The following is a 17,296-nucleotide window of genomic DNA, read 5'->3' on the forward strand; positions in this document are numbered from 1 at the left end:
TTACCAGCCGCGACGTCCGAGTCGCTTCAGTTGGGCGTCAAGCTTGTTCAGTGCCTGTTCCGGCTCAGCCTTGCCCGCAAGCACTTCGTGGGTGGCGTTGAAAAAGGCATTGCTGACCCGGCCATACTGATCGCCGGTAGCTGAAGAGGGCCGGGGAACACCATTCTTGAAGGTTTCGAACAGCTCGCCAAAGAACGGAACCGCTGAAAGCACTTCCTCGTCCTGGTACAGGTCCGGGATGGTCGGGTTATAACTGCCCTGAATGGCGCGACGCTTTTGCTCTTCATAGCTGGTCAGAAAGTTCACGAGATCGGCGGCTTCGTCCACATTGTCCGAGTACTTTGACACCGCCAGCTGCCAGCCGCCCAGCGTACCGGCGTGCTGACCGTCATCACCACCGCGAGGCAAAGCGACGACGCCCACCTTGCCCTTGACCGGACTGTCCTCGCTCTGGGCAAGACTCCAGGCGTAGGGCCAGTTGCGCATATACAGTGCATTGCCGGACTGGAACACACCCCTCGCCTCTTCCTCGGTGTAGTTCAACACACTGCGCGGGGAGATGCCCCCTATCCAGGTGCTGGCCAGGGCAAGCGCCTCGGCGGCCCGATCGTTGTTGATGGTCACCTCACCTTCCGAGTTAACAATAGTGCCACCGTTGAAGCTGCTGACCCATTCCAACGCGTTACAGGTCAGACCCTCGTAGGCACGGCCCTGCCAGACATAGCCCCAGAAGCGGTCATTACCCGCCTCGCGCTCTTTGTCCATCACAGTTTTGGCGGTAGACGTCAGCTGCTGCCAGGTATCCGGCGCCTCCAGGCCGTACTTCTCTAACAAGTCCTTGCGGTAATACAGGACCCCGGCGTCGGTAAACCAGGGCATGGCAACCAGGCTGCCATCCACCGTGTTGTTTTTTACAAGCGCCTCGAAGTGATTGTCTTCCGCGCCCCCGGTGTACCCCGACAGATCCACCAGATGGCTGGCCAACATACCGGGCCAGACCACATCGATCTGGAACACATCCACGTCACCCGAGCGGGCGGCAAACAGCTGCTGATAAAGCGAGAGGCGTTCGGTGGCCGAATTCGGGGTAGAGACCACCTTGACCTCATGACCGGTTTTCTCCGACCAGGCCCGGGTGCCTTCTTCACAAATCTGCTTCTCTGCTCCGACGGCACCGCAGGAAATAGTGATGGTTTTGGCCTGCAGCCCCCCGGCCAGCAGGCTGACGGCGAGGCCGCCTAGAATCCATTGAAATCCACGGGATCTGAACATGGTGCTTACCTCATCTTGTTGTTGTGAGTATCAGAACCAGATTTCCATCTGGGTACCAAAGGTCCACTGGCTACCACCAAAGTCTTCCTGGCCCAGGGCATCACCGCCATCATAGCGGTCAAGCTCATCATCCCAGGTGGAGTAGCTGGCGAAGACACGGATCTCCGGGCGATTCCAGAAGCCGCCGGCCTGTGGCTTGAAGGTTGGAGCAATGGTAAAACGGGCGTAGTCGCCATCGACGTCAGCACGCCCCTCATAGCCTTGCGTCTGCAGATCCATAATCTGCCAGGAAGCCTCGTACTGCATCTCGAAGTTGGCCCCCAGCTCGTTGGCCAGGCGGGTATTGAAGGTGAGCCACTGGTATTCGTCGCCTTCCACATAACGGTCTTCACTGGTTTCCGCCATGATCATTGGAGCAACCCGCCAGCTGTCGCTCAGCCGGGTGGTGCCGTAAAGGGCGACCCGCGTGCTGACGGCGTCTTCGTGCAGGTTGCCATCGGCGCCGATGTTCTTGACCTCCGTGCCCAGGCCCTGGCCGTGTAACAGCGCCACCTTGAAGTTGCCATCCGACAGTCCGAAGAAGCTGTCGCCATGGTAGGCCAGCATGGTATTCACGCCGGTGTCGGCCGCTTCCATGACGCCGCCGACCACACGCTCATCGTTATCCGCCGCGGACATGCCATTGAGCATCCACTGAACGTTGCCGAAGTAGTTGTTGGCAGTGAGGATCAGGTTGTCAGTATCCGAGGTGCCCTCGGTGGCGTCGGGGTCGGACGGAAAGTCCAGAAAGCTGCGGCCATAGAGTGAGAAGTTGGACTTCACCGACTCGCTGAAGGTGACATCGTAGAGACCGGCCCCGGTGCCTGCCAGGAAGACGAAGTCGCTGTCGAGCCAGTGGATGTCAAAGTTGTCCCGGTCAAAGCGCTTACCGGCCCAGATGGAGGCGTCTTCGAAAATGCCGGTGAAACCGGCCAGGTTGCTGAATTCCACATAGGCCTGGCGAACGTTGAGGGCGCCATCGTCCGAAGTCCAGTCGTTACTGGAGGTGGTGGAATCGGCAATCATCAGTCGGTAATGGGACCTGGTGCCGTTCTCGGCCACGCTCTTGTAGTTGAGGATGGCTTCCAGATACGTGTCCGGCTCGTTGCCAAGCCGGCCGACCGCCCCGCCCACAGAACCGGCCGGGGTCAGGTAAGGGCCGCCGGGGGCGCTTTTGCCATCGCTGTTGAGAAGCAGCCCGGACCGGGCGTAGGTGTTGAAAGAGAAGCCCTGATCGCCCCGGGCGTGGGGTTCGACGTCTGCCAGCTGCTGCTCCAGCGCCGACAGGCGCTCTTCCACGCTCTCCTGAGCCTGCACGCCAACGGAAAAGGTGAATACTGACATGGTAGCTGCCATTGCCATCGGGCGAGGGCACGGTGAAATGCGAAAACTCATTGTTGGAACCTCATCTTGTTGTTGTAAGGTCTGATTTCCACACAGCTTTGAGCTGGAGCTTAATGCATTAAGTTATGCGACAAAAAAATCCTGTTTTCACAGGAATTGCCATAACGTCAATGAATCAGAGGGCTCTCGTACGGCCCAAGCTATCGTTGTTTCTCAATCATATTTGCCGGCTGCAATTTGAATGCACACGAACTTAAATGATTAAGTAACGACCAAGATAATTTCGATAGATAGGTTCTGCAACCTTGAGGAGAACTTAATTTTAACTTAATTTTTCAGGGTAGAAAGCAGGCCAGGCGGGGCCCGGCCTGCCAGAATGTTACGATTTTCTCGGGTCTGTGGTGCCTACCAGTTCATCGTTGCGATAGTGATCCCGGAAACTGAGAAGGCTTTCCACACCGGTAAAATCGACCAGGTCCCTGAAATCAACCCAATCCACCAGACTGTAGAGGCAGATGGCCGGGTAGTTCCACTGGCTGAACTGGCCCTCATCGACCATGGCCGCAAGGGTTCGCATCGTCATCATGATGCGCTCCCGCTGGAGGTTGAAGAACATCAGGTTCTCACTGGTGTCGATACCCGAGCGGGACGCCAGCAGCAGGATAACGGCGGAGTCGTTGGCCGCATCAATCAGCGTCAGCTGGTTTTCCTGATCCCAGGTCAACGGGGCGAGTCCCTGTTTCTCACTGATATAACGGGCAATTATCCGGGAGTCGTAGACCTCCTGGCTGCCGTCAACAAGCATGGGGATTTTAAGCGCCGGATTGTTGCGCCGGAGCTCGTCCCTGCCCTCGCCATAGATGTCGAGGTTCACAAACTCGTAGTCACTGCTGCCCAGCAACAGGCGGATACGCCGCACATAGGGGGATGTGGTAGAGCCAATCAGTTTCATGGAATCTCCTGGTGTGGATGGGGTTACTGGCCGAGCAAAGACTCGGGGGAAGCAAACTCGTAACCGGTGGACTCTGCCACCTCGCGAAAAGTCACCTTCCCCTGGTAGACATTGAGGCCATTACGCAAGTGATGGTCGTCTTTCATCGCCTGCTCGGCGCCCTTGTTTGCCAGGGCGGCAATGAACGGCAGTGTTACATTATTGAGCGCCAGGGTAGAAGTCCTGGCAACGGCACCCGGCATATTGGCGACGCAGTAGTGCACAACGCCATCCACCACGTAGGTAGGGGCATCATGGGTGGTGGCTTTGGAGGTTTCGGTACAACCGCCCTGATCAATAGCCACATCCACGATGACACTCCCTTCCGGCATTCTGCTGACCATATCACGGGTGACCAGCTTGGGCGCGGATGCACCCGGAATCAACACCCCGCCGATAACCAGGTCCGATTCGGTCACTGCCTCATCCAGAGTGGCCGCGGTGGAGAAAAGCGTGCTGATACGGTTACCGTACAGATGGTCGAGATTTCTCAGCACATCCATATTCCTGTCCAGAACAGTGACTTGTGCGCCCAACCCGATGGCCATGGCCACGGCATTCTGCCCCACCACCCCGCCGCCAATCACCGTTACCCGCGCCGGGCTGACGCCGGGCACACCGCCAAGCAACACGCCACGCCCTCCCAGGGACTTCTCGAGACAGTGGGCGCCGGCCTGAATCGACATTCGCCCTGCCACCTCCGACATGGGCGCCAGCAACGGCAACCGACCGTGGCTGTCAGTCACGGTTTCGTAGGCAATGCAGGTAGCACCGGATTTTATCAGGTCGTCCGTCTGTGCCTGGTCCGGTGCCAGATGAAGATAGGTGAACAGGATGTGCTCCGGCGTCAACAACGCGCGCTCATTGGCCTGGGGTTCCTTCACCTTGACGATCATCTCTGCGGCGGCATATATCGCGGGTCCATCCTCAAGAATCTCCGCGCCGGCCTTCCGATAATCCTCATCGCTGAATCCGATGGCCGAGCCGGCATCTGCCTGGACATAGACGCTATGCCCGTGACCACAAAGTTCGTGCACGGCTGCGGGAGTCATTCCTACCCGGTACTCATGATTCTTGATTTCCTTCGGTACGCCGATCTTCATTCGTTGCCCCTTGAATCCATCCGGTAAACAATGTGTCATCCGTTAGAGTGTAGTAAAAAGGTGTCACACCGGCAGTAGCAATTGAATGCATCGGTTCAGTGGATCCCGGCGTAAAACCCAGGACCCATCAGACAATCGACCCAAATGGAGCAGGAACGAATGAACATTCCCAAACGTGCGCTAACTGCCGCTGCCTTTTCCAGGCCCGCGGCACTTTCACTGGCCGCAGCCATTACCCTGGCAAGCGCGCAGGTAGCAGCAGAAATGCAGACAGAAACCGTGGAATATGAAGTTAACGGCGAGACCTTCACCGGCTACATGGCTTACGACGACGAAGCCGATGGCAAACGCCCCGGCGTTCTTGTAGTTCATGAATGGTGGGGACATAACGAATTTGCCCGTTCGCAGGCAGAAAAGCTTGCTGCAGCAGGCTACACAGCATTCGCCCTGGACATGTACGGTTCCGGCAAGCTGGCGGAACATCCTGAGGATGCCCAGCAATTCATGAAGGAAGCCACCAAAGACATTGATCAGGTCAAGGCCCGCTTTATGGCGGCCAAGGAGTTGCTGCAACAGCACGACACTGTGGACAGCAACAAGATTGCGGCGCAGGGCTACTGTTTCGGCGGTGCCGTGGTGCTGAACATGGCCCGCCTGGGTGTAGATCTGGACGCCGTGGTGAGCTACCACGGCGCACTGGGAAGCCCCATCAAGGCTGAAGCTGGCAAGGTCCAGCCCCGGATCCACGTCTACACCGGCGGCGCAGACCAGATGGTGCCCTCAGACCAGGTCTCTGCCCTGGTGAAAGAAATGCAGGATGCCGAAGCCGACCTGACTCTGGTCAGTTTTCCCGGTGTTCTGCACTCCTTCACCAACCCTGGTGCGGACCAGGTGGCCAAGGAATTCGACATGCCCATTGGCTACGATGAGAAGGCCGCAACACGTTCCTGGGACGGGACCATGCGACTGTACGACGAGGTCTTCAAGGACTGACGCTTCAAAGGGCACCTTCTATGGTGCCCTTCACTTCCTCCCTCACCTCGTCTGCCTCACGACCGGCGGTAGCCACCGGCGGGTGAATAACGATATCGATCACACCCGGCAAAAACGCTGCCGTTCCCTTCGGAAGGCGGTCGTGGGATCCCCGAATCGTCACGGGCAGAATGGGCAGCTTGCCATCACGGGCAATCACAAACCCGCCTTTCTTGAAGGGCAGCAATTTGCCGTCCCAGGACCGGGTTCCTTCGGGGAATATCAGAATACTGGTGCCCTCAGGCAATTGCGCCACACCCCGCTTGATGCTTTCCAGTGCGTCACTGCCTTTGGAGCGGTCAATAAACAGGTTACGTGAGGTTTCCAGGGCCAGGCCAAACAGCGGCACTTTTCTCAGCTCTTTCTTGATTACCCAGCGGTACTGCAGTCCCAGTGCCAGAACCAGGGCCGGGGGATCAAAGTAGGAAGCATGATTGCTGAGGATAACGTAGCGCTCGGTCGGGTCGATATTTTCGCGTCCGGAAACACGTAGCGGAATACCCGTCAGTTTAAGGATGCACCAGGCATAGACCTGAGTGCCGAAAAAGGCGGCATTGCCACTTCGGCCTGCCAGGGCGGCAATTACGATGGGCAGGAAAAGAATCAGCGTGAGCAGCGCGGCCCAGAACAGTATCCAGACTGCTTTCAGGATTTTCAGCATACGGGCCCCTGGGCAATATAACGACTCTGCTATCGCAAGCGGCAGGGGATAAAAGATGTCATATCCGGGCCAGAATCACAAAACCCGGGCACAAAAAAAGGCAGCCGAAGCTGCCTTTCTGGCGGTAACAACTATCGTTTAGATAGCAGTTACGTTTTCCGCCTGAGGACCTTTCTGGCCCTGAGTAACGGTGAACTCAACCTGCTGGCCTTCTGCCAGGGTCTTGAAACCGCTGCCCTGAATTGCGCTGTAGTGAACGAATACGTCCGGGCCGCCTTCACGAGTGATAAAGCCAAAGCCTTTAGCTTCGTTGAAGAACTTAACAGTGCCGGTAGTAGTAGACATACTTAAACATTCCTGAAATCAATCATTTTATCTTGCTGCCAGGCCATCGACATGATGCCCGATCAGCGTTTACGGAAATACAGAACTCGCGGAATCAAAAACAGGACGGTCACTACTAACTGCGGAGATACGTTCTATTCATGAAAGCTTTGCTGAATCTTTCCTACGAAAATAACTTTACTCTTTGTTACCGGGATTGCCAAGCCTATTTTCAATTTATTGCATAAGTACTGGTACCCATTCATCCGCGGACCAGACCAAAGGTATAAATTCCCAATGCGGTCATAAGGATAGAGCCAACCACGTGGGCCAGTATACCGGCCAGGGCCATGCTCCACTTGCCTTCCTGGATGGCAGAAAACATTTCCAGGGAGAAAGTGGAGAAGGTAGTAAGTGCGCCACAAAGGCCGGTGATGGCGAACAGTCGCCACTCGGGCGCAAGGGAACTGCCGTGCACGAAATAGCCGATCAGCAGGCCGACAAGCCAGCCGCCGGAGAGGTTCGCAACGAGGGTGCCGTAGGGGATGGCGTGGTAGCTGCTGTTGAGCCACAGGCCCAGGGCCCATCTCAGGTTAGCGCCTATTACGGCTCCGGCGCTGACGGCCAGAATTGATAGCCACATTCTGCGGTTCCATACTTCTTGCTTGGGAGTCTGGCCGGACGTCGGAGGCCTCCGACGCCCAGCCGCGTTATGCTGAGTATGCCGTCAAACAGCCTACAAGTTAAGCAATCGCTCCACGTTAAGCTATTGTTCCACTGAGGCCCCAGACTCCTGCCAGAGCCTCCAACGCCTCGGCAATCAGTGGTTCATCCTGCCGATCGCGATGCCAGATGAAACTCAGGGCACAGGGCAACTGGATGCCTTCCACGACCACCAGACCCCTTTCCTGGCGCTCGGCCATGGCCAGGGCGTCCCTGGCGAGGCTGAGGCCGACTCCGGCCCGTACCAGGTCCAGCATGCAGGCTTCCTGGTCCACCTGGGCGACGCCGTAGGGCACTAGCCCCAGCGGTTCCAGGGTGCCCTTGAGTAACCGGTGATGAACAGAGTTCTCGGGGGTCACGATCCAGGGCATGGCTGCAAGGTCCGGCCACTCGCTCGAAAGAATTCGCGGGCCCCAGCCCGCCGGAGCAATCACGTAATAGTGAAACCGTGTCAGTTCCCGGTGAGCAACTTCGGGCGCCAGCGCGCCCGGGCCGACACCGGGCGGCGCGAGGAAAAAACCGACATCCAGGCGGCCATCCCGAACCTGCTCCAGCACGCTGCCGCTCATTCCCTGCCTCAGCTCTGTTTCCAGCATGGGTGCGCGCTCCACCAACCGATGCAGGAACGCCCCCAGACGAATGAACTCGGGGTCAACGATGGTGCCCAGCCTGAGTCGACCCCGCAGGGTGCTGTGTAGTGCCCGGGCGCTCTGGTCGAATGCCGACATGGTGGCCAGCGCTTTCTCGGCGAAAGGCAACAGCGCCTGGCCGTCCGGTGTGAGAACCAGCCCCTGGGGCTTGCGCAGGAACAGTTTCAGGTCCAGTTCATCCTGTAGTTGCTTGAGCTTCAGGCTCACCGCCGGCTGTGTCAGGTGAAGGCGGGCTGCTGCGCGGGACACACTGCCTTCACGAGCAACCATAACGAAGGCCCGCAGGCTCTGAAGGGAATGCATAGGAAGCCCCATTCGCCCAAAAGTGATATAAGAATACTTTATATTGTGTTTTTAAAAAGCTCAATTGCTTTAGCCTCTGGTCCACTCTAGGCTTATGGTTAAAATTCCACCAATATTAGCAAAAAGCCGGACGAGTACCATCTAGTGCTACGTCCCAAGGCTTCACGCGGAAACACAGAGGCTAACCATGACTAGCGCAACCATCCAGCATTATATCAATGGCCAAATATCGTCGGGCGTTTCGGGCCAGTCTCAGGACGTGTCCAATCCGGCCACCGGCAAAGTGACTGGACAGGTGGCCCTGGCCAGTCGTACGGATGTTGATGCCGCCGTGGCCGCGGCCGATGCGGCCTTTCCCGCGTGGGCAGATACTCCACCCATCCGCCGCGCCCGCGTGATGTTCAAGTTCCTGGAATTGCTCAACCAGCACAAGGACGACCTGGCCCGCGCCATCACCGCCGAGCACGGCAAGGTCTTTACCGATGCCCAGGGCGAAGTGGCCCGCGGCATCGACATCGTGGAATTCGCCTGTGGCATTCCGCAGTTACTGAAAGGCGATTACACCGAGCAGGTGAGCACCGGCATCGACAACTGGACCATGCGCCAGCCCCTGGGTGTGGTGGCCGGTGTAACACCGTTCAACTTCCCGGTCATGGTCCCCATGTGGATGTTCCCGGTCGCCATCGCGGCGGGCAACACGTTTGTGCTCAAACCGAGCCCACTGGACCCAAGCGCCTCACTGATGATTGCCGACCTGCTCCGCCAGGCGGGCCTGCCTGACGGCGTGTTCAACGTGGTCCAGGGCGACAAGGAAGCTGTGGAAGCATTGATTGAGCACCCCGATGTGCAGGCACTGAGCTTTGTCGGCTCCACCCCGATCGCCAACCTGCTTTACGAGAAAGGCGCCAAACACGGCAAGCGCATCCAGGCCCTGGGTGGCGCCAAGAACCATATGGTGGTGATGCCTGACGCCGATCTGGACAAGGCGGTGGACGCCCTGATCGGCGCTGCCTACGGCAGTGCCGGTGAGCGCTGCATGGCCATCAGCGTGGCGGTACTGGTTGGCGATGTAGCCGACAGGATCATGCCGCAGTTGGCTGAACGAGCCCGTACGCTGAAAGTGAAAAACGGTGAGCAGCTCGACGCCGAGATGGGCCCCATCGTCACGGCCGCGGCACATCAGCGCATTACCGGCTACATTGACAAGGGTGTGGCCGAGGGTGCTGAACTGGTGGTTGATGGCCGTGAGTTTGACGCCTCCGGCACCGGCGAAGGCTGTGAAGGCGGTTTCTGGATGGGCGGCTCGCTGTTCGATCACGTAACCCCGGAGATGACCATTTACCGGGAAGAAATTTTTGGTCCGGTACTGGCCTGTGTGCGGGTTCCGGATATCGCCACCGCCATCCGGCTGATCAACGACCACGAATTCGGCAACGGCGTCAGCTGCTTCACCGAAAGCGGCACCGTGGCGCGGGAATTCGGCCGTCGTATCCAGGTGGGCATGGTGGGCATTAACGTTCCAATTCCGGTGCCCATGGCTTGGCACGGTTTCGGTGGCTGGAAGCGCTCGCTGTTCGGCGATACCCACGCCTATGGTGAAGAAGGCGTGAAGTTCTACACACGCCAGAAATCCATCATGCAGCGCTGGTCCGACTCTATCGACGCCGGCGCAGAATTTGTCATGCCGACTGCCAAGTAACGGCTGAACCAGCTGCGGGGAAAGCGCCATGTCCGACAACAAAAAAGCACAGGGACATCACGAGTTCGACTACATCGTGATAGGCGCCGGCACTGCCGGCTGCCTGCTGGCCAACCGGCTGAGTGCAGATCCGGCCAACCGGGTTTTGCTGATCGAAGCCGGCGGCCGGGACAACTATCACTGGATTCACATTCCGGTGGGCTACCTGTACTGCATCAACAACCCCCGCACCGACTGGTGCTTCCGCACGGAGCCGGACCCCGGCCTTAACGGGCGCACGCTCATCTATCCCCGGGGCAAAACCCTTGGCGGCTGTTCCAGCATCAACGGTATGCTCTACATTCGCGGCCAGGCCCGGGATTACAACCAGTGGGCGGAGATCACCGATGAAGAAGACTGGAGCTGGGACAACTGCCTGCCCGACTTCATGCGCCATGAAGACCACTACCGCCTGGATGACGGTGGCGACGCCGAGCCGGAGCACGATAAGTATCACGGCCACGGCGGTGAATGGCGCGTGGAACATCAGCGCCTGAAATGGAAAGTGCTGGAGGACTTTGCCACCGCCTGCGTCGAGGCCGGAATACCCCGGACCCGGGACTTCAACCGGGGGGATAATGAAGGTGTCGATTATTTCGAAGTGAACCAGCGCTCGGGCTGGCGCTGGAATACCGCCAAGGCCTTCCTCCGTGGAGCCCGGAAACGCCCCAATCTCACCCTCTGGCATTCCACCCACGTGCTCGGCCTGGAAACGGAAACCTCCGATTCCGGGCCCCGTTGCACGGGCGTGCGTGTTGACCGGCCGGTTGACGGTGAGGTTGTTGCCAGGGCAAAACGGGAGGTCATCCTCTCAGCTGGCGCCATTGGTTCACCGCAGTTGCTGCAGCTTTCCGGCATTGGCCCGGCTGACCTGTTGAAAGAGCATGGTATTGATGTGGTCAAAGACCTGCCCGGGGTTGGCGAGAACTTGCAGGATCACCTTCAGATCCGCTCTGTGTACAAGGTAAAGGGGGTCACTACCCTGAACACCATGGTCAATTCAATGGTCGGCAAGGCCCGCATCGGGCTGGAATACCTGCTCACCCGCTCAGGCCCCATGAGCATGGCACCGTCTCAGTTGTGCCTGTTTACCCGCAGCTCCGCGGAGTACGATTACGCCAATATCGAGTATCACGTCCAGCCCCTGAGCCTGGACGCCTTCGGTCAGCCGCTGCATGACTTCCCGGCCATTACCGCCAGTGTCTGCAACCTGAATCCGACCAGCCGTGGCACGGTACGTATTCGCAGCAAAGATCCGAAACAGGCGCCGGCCATTGCCCCCAATTACCTGAGCACACCGGAAGACCGGAAAGTGGCCGCGGATTCACTGCGGGTGACCCGACGCATCGCAGAACAGCCTGCTTTCATGCAGTACCAGCCTGAAGAGTACAAACCGGGCCTGCAGTACCAGACCGACGAGGAACTCACCAAACTGGCCGGAGATATCGGTACCACCATTTTCCATCCGGTAGGCACCACCCGAATGGGCCGTGCCGACGATGAGCTCGCCGTAGTGGACCCCCACCTGCGGGTGAGGGGGGTGGCAGGTCTGCGGGTGGTCGATGCCGGCGTGATGCCCACCATTACCAGTGGCAACACCAACTCGCCCACCCTGATGATTGCGGAAAAAGCCGCCCGCTGGATCCTGGGCGGCGATTAGTCGCTGATCAGGCCGGGTTGTGGTCGATCAGCGTGTCCTTGTTGCGCGCAAACTCGTCGAACGGGAAATCGTCCACGGTCAGCATTTCCAGGACCAACGCTTCGTATTCACGCATGAATTCGGCCTCTTCCTTCGTGAAGATGTCCGCTTCCAGTGCGGCTTCGAAGCGCTCTTCCGGATGCAGGGCCTCCATCGGCAACTGACCCTTGGCGTAGGCCTTGGTGGCCTTACGGTAGAGCTGTTCGGCCTTGTCGTAGTCTTTCAGCAGGCTGTTGTACTGGGCAACGGGGTTTGCAACCGCGCCCTTGCCTTCACCGGCCGTAGTCCAGGAGCCAGCCAGCAGTTTTTCGCGAATCGGGCTGTCGGTTGAGATTGCCCGGGCCAGCTTGCGGGTCAGGTCGTCGTGGGGTTTGTCCCAGCGACGACCCAGAGGCATGGTGATGACACGCAGGGCCAGGGCTACCGGGCGATTGGGCAGGTTCTGGAGGAACTCATCCATGGCATTTTCGGTGCGATACAGCAGCAGTGCCATGCTGTATTCCATCAGGTCCCGTTCGCCATCCACCGGCTGGGTTTCATGCCAGTTCTTGAGCACCATAGAGGCCAGATAGAGATTGGCCAACACGTCGCCGAGGCGTGCGGAAATCAGCTCACGCATTTTCAGCTCGGACCCCAACGTGGTCATCGCGGCGTCTGCACACAGGCCGAAAGCGGCGCTGAAGCGGGCTACGCCCTGGGCGTACCTGCGAGCGACGTGGTCGAATGGCACATCGGCCTTGCCAATTCCAAGCGCCTGAGTAAAGGCACGGGCAGCGTTGCCAAAGATCAGGCCGGCATGACCAAAGAAGGCGTCGTCGAATGCATCGATGTCATCGTTATCCTTGGCCGCCAGCTCTTTCAGGACGTAGGGATGGCAGCGGATCGCACCCTGGCCAAAGATCATCAGGCTGCGGGTCATGATGTTGGCGCCTTCCACGGTGATGGACACCGCCGCTCCACTGTAGCCGATGCCCAGGTAGTTGCGGGGGCCAAGCGTCACGGTTTTGCCGCCGTGCACGTCCATGGCGTCTGTCAGCACCCCGCGCTGGAATTCGGTGAGGTGGTATTTGAGAATCGCCGAAGGTACTGCCGGCTTTTCGCCCCTGTCGATCATGTTTGCAGTGTGGTTCACCGCTGACTGGGCGATGTAGGTTTTCGCAGCAATGCGAGCCAGGGGCTCCTGCACGCCTTCCATATCCGCCACCGGGGTATTGAACTGGCGACGGATACGGGTGAAGCCGCCCGCCGTGCCCACGGAGTAAGCAGCCGCACCAGCCGCGCCAGATGGCAGCGTTATACAGCGGCCAACGGAGAGGCATTCAACCAGCATGCGCCAGCCCTGCCCTGCCATTTCCTGGCCACCGATGATGTAGTCCAGCGGAATGAATACGTCGGTGCCCTTGATGGGGCCATTCATGAACGGTGTACCGATAGGGCAGTGACGACGGCCGATCTCCATACCCTTGGTATTCCGGGGGATCAGCGCACAGGTAATGCCATAGTCCTTGGTATCGCCCAGCAGACCGTCCGGGTCGAACATGCGGAACGCCAGGCCCACCACGGTGGCGACCGGCGCCAGGGTGATCCAGCGCTTCTCGAAGTTGAGGCGCAAGCCCAGCACTTCCTTGCCTTCGAATTCGCCCTTGCAGACGATACCGGTGTCCGGCAGCGACGTAGCATCGGAACCGGCGCGCGGGCCGGTAAGGCCAAAGCATGGAATTTCGCGACCATCAGCAAGGCGCGGCAGATAGTGATTCTTCTGCTCCTCGGTACCGTACTTCACCAGCAGTTCGCCGGGGCCGAGTGAGTTGGGTACGCCCACCGTAACCATCAGCATTTCATTGCCCGCCAGCTTCTGCAGTACAGCGGTCTGGGCTTTCGCAGAGAAATGCAGGCCACCGTATTCCTCGGGAATGATCATGCCGAAGAATTTTTCCTTCTTGAGGAATTCCCACAGGTCCGCCGGCAGATCGGCACGCTCAACCGCCAGGTCCCAGGAATTGCACATGGAAATGGCCTGGGTGCACTGGTTGTCGACGAACGCCTGTTCTTTTTCTGACAAGCCGGTATTACGGTTGATCAGCAGGTTGTGCCAGTCAGGACGGCCGGTAAACAGCTCACCGTCCCAACTGACGGTACCCGCTTCCAGAGCCACCTTTTCGGTATCTGAAACCTTTGGAGCGACTTTCTTGAACATGGCAAACACCCGCGGAGTCAGCCAGCTCTGGCGGAAGCCGGGCAGGCCGGCGGCGGCTGTGATCGCTGCACCAATAAACAGAATCAGCGCCAGCACGCCCGAGGCGAAGAACAGGGAAAGCAGGCCTGTCACTACCATGACCCCGATGGCGGGTTTGGCGCCTGATTCATTGCGCATTACAACAAGGAGCCCTGCAACAGCAACAAGAAACAGTATGAAAGTCATCATGGATACTCTCTGTCGTCCGTGGTTATGAATGTCAGAAACTACAATTTGTTACGTTCAACCTACCTGATCAGATGAAGCCTGGCTAGCAACTGGTTCACCATCAGGCAGTTACAATCACCCGAATACCTTCCAGAGACAAACTGGCCTGGCCCAGCGCAGTCTCCGCCGCTGCCAGTTGCTCCCGGAAAAATCCGATCTCCTCATCGCGGATGGCCGGGTTTACCTTCTGCATTGCCTCCAGACGGCGGATTTCCGGCCCGAACACCTCCCTTACCCGGGACAGGGCAGAGGTTCGTAGTGGCTCCAGGTGTGGTTCGGCCAGATTTTCTGCATGGTCAACCATGGTTTCCACCTGGGGGCGTATCTGGGGCACGATGGCCTGCGCGGTTCGCCTGCGAATGTTGGAGCACATATCGTTAAGCCTGTCGTGGGGCAATGTCGCTGACAGATTCCGCCCGTTCACGTCCACCAGCAGCCGCAACGGCGACACCGGCAGGTAGCGCGACAACTGCAGCGATTCCGGCGCCGGACAATGCACCGTGAACAGCGCCTCCAGTAGCAGCGTGCCCGGAGGCAGTGCCTTGACCGTCATGCTGGCCAGTGCGGCCTTTCCCAGCCCGGAACTGGTCACCGACTCCATCACCCCGGTCACCAGCGGATGCTCCCAGCTCATGAACGCCATGTCTTCGCGTTCAAGAGCCTGCTGACGGCTCCAGGTAACGGTCATCCCGTCTTCTGGCAGTTCCGTCACGTGCCCCGCCTGGTATTGCTCTCCCGGGCGGAGCACATCCGCGTGTTCGGAATGATCTTCCACATCCACACCCAGGATGTCGCACGCCTCAATCATGTAATCCCGTACTTGGGCAGATTCTTCCTCCGCCTCGATCTGGCCGATCAGTGCGTCCGCCACCTCCGGCCGGCAGGAATTGAGCTCGATCAGCGCATCCCTGCCATTTCGCAACAGGGTGCGCAGGCGTTCCGCTTCTTTTTGCGAGGCCTCCAGCAGCGCCGGCATCTGATCAACCTGCCCATCAATGGCAGCCTGCCACTGCGATGCAACGTGATCATGCACAGCAACACCCACAGAGCAGCTTTCGTTGAACGCATTCAATCCTTCTTCAAACCAACGGTACTGGATCTCCTGCGCGGTTCCCTGCAGGTAAGGAATGTGTATGTCGATGGTGTCTGTCTGCCCGATACGATCGAGGCGGCCAATCCGCTGTTCCAGCAGGTCCGGGTTGGCCGGCAGGTCAAACAGGATCAGATGATGAGCAAATTGGAAATTGCGGCCCTCACTGCCGATTTCCGAACAGATCAGCGCCTGGGCGCCCTGCTCGGTATCGGAGAAATAGGCAGCGGCCCGGTCCCGTTCGATCAGACTGAGGTGCTCATGGAAGGCAGCACTGCGGATGCCGGCTCGAAGCTGCAGATAGTGTTCCAGCGCCATTGCGGTGGAGGCATGGGCACAAATAACCACCACTTTGGCGGGTTTCAGTCCCGTGAGGGTCTTTTCGAGCCAGGCCACTCGGGGGTCTTCCGCCAGCCAATGCTCCTCGTCCACGGCTGTTTCGGGGGTCAGCCCTGCGCTGCCGTGGCACAGGTCATTGCCCTGATAAAGCTCGGGACAAGGCAATGCAGCCGGCAACGGGTGACGCTCCGGAAACCCCTTGATGGCTGCACGGGTATTACGAAACAGCACCCGCCCGGTGCCATGGCGGTCCAGCAGAGCATCAATGACCGCCTGTTCCGGCTGCTGTGCGGACATCAACGCACCAAGCTCATCGCCCAGCCACTCCTCCAGAGAACGTCGGTCCTCGCTGGAAAAGGCTGTTATACCCTGCTCATTTATACGGGCCACCACCCGGTTGATGACTTCGTACTGTTTTTCTTCTTCCCTGAAGGCCTCCAGGTCGTGGAAGCGTGCAGGATCCAGCAGACGCAGGCGTGCAAAATGGCTGGCCACCCCCACTTGCTCCGGCGTTGCCGTCAACAACAACAAACCGTTGCTGACCGCAGAGAGCTGTTCAACCAGACGATACTCCGGGCTGGCCACGTCAGGGCTCCAGGCCAGGTGATGGGCTTCGTCCACCACCATCAGGTCCCATCCCGCTGCGATCGCGTCCGCCTGGGCCTGCTCACTGGACATCAGGAAATCCAGGCTGCACAGGGCCAGCTGTTCGCTTTCAAACGGATTCTCGTCAGCGTCGGCCAGATCGTCTTCTTCATCCGACAGATCGTCAAAGTCCTCCATGGCTTCGTATCGACCCTGATCAATGATGGAGAAACGCAGGTTAAACCGCCGCAGCATTTCCACCAGCCACTGGTGAATCAGGGAATCCGGTACCACAATCAGCACTCTGCGAGCACGACTGGTATGCAACTGATAATGCAGAATCAGCCCGGCCTCGATGGTCTTTCCCAGCCCAACTTCGTCCGCCAGCAATACCCGGGGCGCATAACGGGTGGCGACTTCGTGGGCAATATAGATCTGGTGCGGCAGGTGCTGGGTACGCGCGCCGATCAGGCCCTGGGCTGATGAGGCCCGCAGCCGGTCCTGATGCTGCGCCGTCGCGACCCTCAAACGGAACGCGCCATTGCGATCAAACTGGCCGGCAAACAGACGTTGGTGGGGCGCAGAGAAATCCACCACGCTGCTGAGTTTCACTTCGGAAATCTGGGTCAGGTTTTCGCTTCCGTTGTCGGCGTGATACATCAGCACGCCCCCGAGGTCCTCGACCGCACGAACCACGTACCGCTCGCCGTCAAAGGTCTCAATTTCCTCCCCAATCTGATAGATGATCCGTGACAGCGGGGCATTGTCGATGGCGTAGGTGCGCTCCTCGTCGGCGGCGGGAAAACCCAGGGTGACCCGGCGCCCGGAAATATCCGTGACAATCCCGAGCCCAAGTGCTGTGTCGCTGTGACTGACCCAGCGCTGGCCGATTACAAATTCCGATGTATCCAAGAAACCTCCGACAGATTCAGCTTGCTT

13 protein-coding genes are annotated in these 17,296 nt (G+C 58.8%); 3 read left to right on the plus strand and 10 right to left on the minus strand.

The genetic code is table 11. The features are described from left to right. The 4 genes from FO268_RS05895 to ald form a co-directional block, all read right to left on the minus strand. Positions 1-1,272, minus strand: a complete 1,272-nt coding sequence (locus FO268_RS05895) for an ABC transporter substrate-binding protein (protein WP_150990682.1) — start codon at positions 1,270-1,272, stop codon at positions 1-3. Between the two features lie 30 nt (positions 1,273-1,302). Further along, on the minus strand, positions 1,303-2,655 hold the full coding sequence (locus FO268_RS05900) for a carbohydrate porin (protein WP_225316509.1): 1,353 nt from the start codon (positions 2,653-2,655) through the stop codon (positions 1,303-1,305). A 379-nt stretch (positions 2,656-3,034) separates the two neighbouring features. Beyond that, a complete protein-coding gene (locus FO268_RS05905; RefSeq protein ID WP_150990686.1) occupies positions 3,035-3,607 on the minus strand; it encodes a glutathione S-transferase N-terminal domain-containing protein in 573 nt (190 codons plus the stop codon). A 23-nt stretch (positions 3,608-3,630) separates the two neighbouring features. Next, a complete protein-coding gene (gene ald, locus FO268_RS05910) occupies positions 3,631-4,749 on the minus strand; it encodes an alanine dehydrogenase (protein ID WP_150990688.1) in 1,119 nt (372 codons plus the stop codon). Positions 4,750-5,013: 264 nt separating this feature from the next. On the opposite strand from ald, the gene FO268_RS05915 reads away from it, so the two are divergent. Continuing rightward, positions 5,014-5,742: a dienelactone hydrolase family protein gene (locus FO268_RS05915; protein WP_263645058.1), complete on the plus strand. Its 729-nt coding sequence runs from the start codon at positions 5,014-5,016 to the stop codon at positions 5,740-5,742. Between the two features lie 4 nt (positions 5,743-5,746). Here the strand turns inward: FO268_RS05915 and FO268_RS05920 are convergent, their stop codons facing one another. The 4 genes from FO268_RS05920 to FO268_RS05935 form a co-directional block, all read right to left on the minus strand. After that, positions 5,747-6,442 carry a lysophospholipid acyltransferase family protein gene (locus tag FO268_RS05920; protein ID WP_150990692.1) on the minus strand — a complete coding sequence of 232 codons (696 nt, stop codon included), beginning with the start codon at positions 6,440-6,442 and terminating at the stop codon, positions 5,747-5,749. 138 nt (positions 6,443-6,580) lie between these two features. Further along, positions 6,581-6,787, minus strand: a complete 207-nt coding sequence (locus tag FO268_RS05925) for a cold-shock protein (RefSeq protein WP_007154967.1) — start codon at positions 6,785-6,787, stop codon at positions 6,581-6,583. A gap of 241 nt (positions 6,788-7,028) precedes the next feature. After that, positions 7,029-7,409 carry a fluoride efflux transporter CrcB gene (gene crcB / locus FO268_RS05930; protein WP_137436223.1) on the minus strand — a complete coding sequence of 127 codons (381 nt, stop codon included), beginning with the start codon at positions 7,407-7,409 and terminating at the stop codon, positions 7,029-7,031. A gap of 118 nt (positions 7,410-7,527) precedes the next feature. Then, the gene (locus FO268_RS05935; RefSeq protein ID WP_150990694.1) at positions 7,528-8,442 is read right to left on the minus strand and encodes a LysR family transcriptional regulator; all 915 of its coding nucleotides are present in this window, start codon (positions 8,440-8,442) and stop codon (positions 7,528-7,530) included. Positions 8,443-8,629: 187 nt separating this feature from the next. On the opposite strand from FO268_RS05935, the gene FO268_RS05940 reads away from it, so the two are divergent. Both FO268_RS05940 and FO268_RS05945 read left to right on the plus strand, forming a co-directional pair. Next, entirely contained in the window at positions 8,630-10,141 is a 1,512-nt protein-coding gene (locus FO268_RS05940; protein WP_150990696.1) for a CoA-acylating methylmalonate-semialdehyde dehydrogenase, read from the plus strand. A gap of 28 nt (positions 10,142-10,169) precedes the next feature. Beyond that, positions 10,170-11,840: a GMC family oxidoreductase gene (locus tag FO268_RS05945; protein ID WP_150990698.1), complete on the plus strand. Its 1,671-nt coding sequence runs from the start codon at positions 10,170-10,172 to the stop codon at positions 11,838-11,840. A 7-nt stretch (positions 11,841-11,847) separates the two neighbouring features. Here FO268_RS05945 and FO268_RS05950 read toward each other — a convergent pair whose 3' ends face one another. Next, positions 11,848-14,301, minus strand: a complete 2,454-nt coding sequence (locus tag FO268_RS05950) for an acyl-CoA dehydrogenase (RefSeq protein ID WP_263645059.1) — start codon at positions 14,299-14,301, stop codon at positions 11,848-11,850. Positions 14,302-14,404: 103 nt separating this feature from the next. Continuing rightward, complete coding sequence (gene rapA, locus FO268_RS05955; RefSeq protein WP_150990702.1) at positions 14,405-17,269, minus strand: RNA polymerase-associated protein RapA; 2,865 nt, start codon at positions 17,267-17,269, stop codon at positions 14,405-14,407. Positions 17,270-17,296 lie beyond the last annotated feature (27 nt).

The sequence above is a fragment of the Marinobacter denitrificans genome (assembly GCF_008795955.1).
Lineage (GTDB): Bacteria > Pseudomonadota > Gammaproteobacteria > Pseudomonadales > Oleiphilaceae > Marinobacter > Marinobacter denitrificans.

Bases quoted from the DNA above. Each gene is read 5' to 3' on its own strand.
- FO268_RS05895 (WP_150990682.1), bottom strand. From the start codon at position 1,272: ATGTTCAGATCCCGTGGATTTCAATGGATTCTAGGCGGCCTCGCCGTC.
- FO268_RS05900 (WP_225316509.1), bottom strand. From the start codon at position 2,655: ATGTCAGTATTCACCTTTTCCGTTGGCGTGCAGGCTCAGGAGAGCGTG.
- FO268_RS05905 (WP_150990686.1), bottom strand. From the start codon at position 3,607: ATGAAACTGATTGGCTCTACCACATCCCCCTATGTGCGGCGTATCCGC.
- ald (WP_150990688.1), bottom strand. From the start codon at position 4,749: ATGAAGATCGGCGTACCGAAGGAAATCAAGAATCATGAGTACCGGGTA.
- FO268_RS05915 (WP_263645058.1), top strand. From the start codon at position 5,014: ATGCAGACAGAAACCGTGGAATATGAAGTTAACGGCGAGACCTTCACC.
- FO268_RS05920 (WP_150990692.1), bottom strand. From the start codon at position 6,442: ATGCTGAAAATCCTGAAAGCAGTCTGGATACTGTTCTGGGCCGCGCTG.
- FO268_RS05925 (WP_007154967.1), bottom strand. From the start codon at position 6,787: ATGTCTACTACTACCGGCACTGTTAAGTTCTTCAACGAAGCTAAAGGC.
- crcB (WP_137436223.1), bottom strand. From the start codon at position 7,409: ATGTGGCTATCAATTCTGGCCGTCAGCGCCGGAGCCGTAATAGGCGCT.
- FO268_RS05935 (WP_150990694.1), bottom strand. From the start codon at position 8,442: ATGCATTCCCTTCAGAGCCTGCGGGCCTTCGTTATGGTTGCTCGTGAA.
- FO268_RS05940 (WP_150990696.1), top strand. From the start codon at position 8,630: ATGACTAGCGCAACCATCCAGCATTATATCAATGGCCAAATATCGTCG.
- FO268_RS05945 (WP_150990698.1), top strand. From the start codon at position 10,170: ATGTCCGACAACAAAAAAGCACAGGGACATCACGAGTTCGACTACATC.
- FO268_RS05950 (WP_263645059.1), bottom strand. From the start codon at position 14,301: ATGACTTTCATACTGTTTCTTGTTGCTGTTGCAGGGCTCCTTGTTGTA.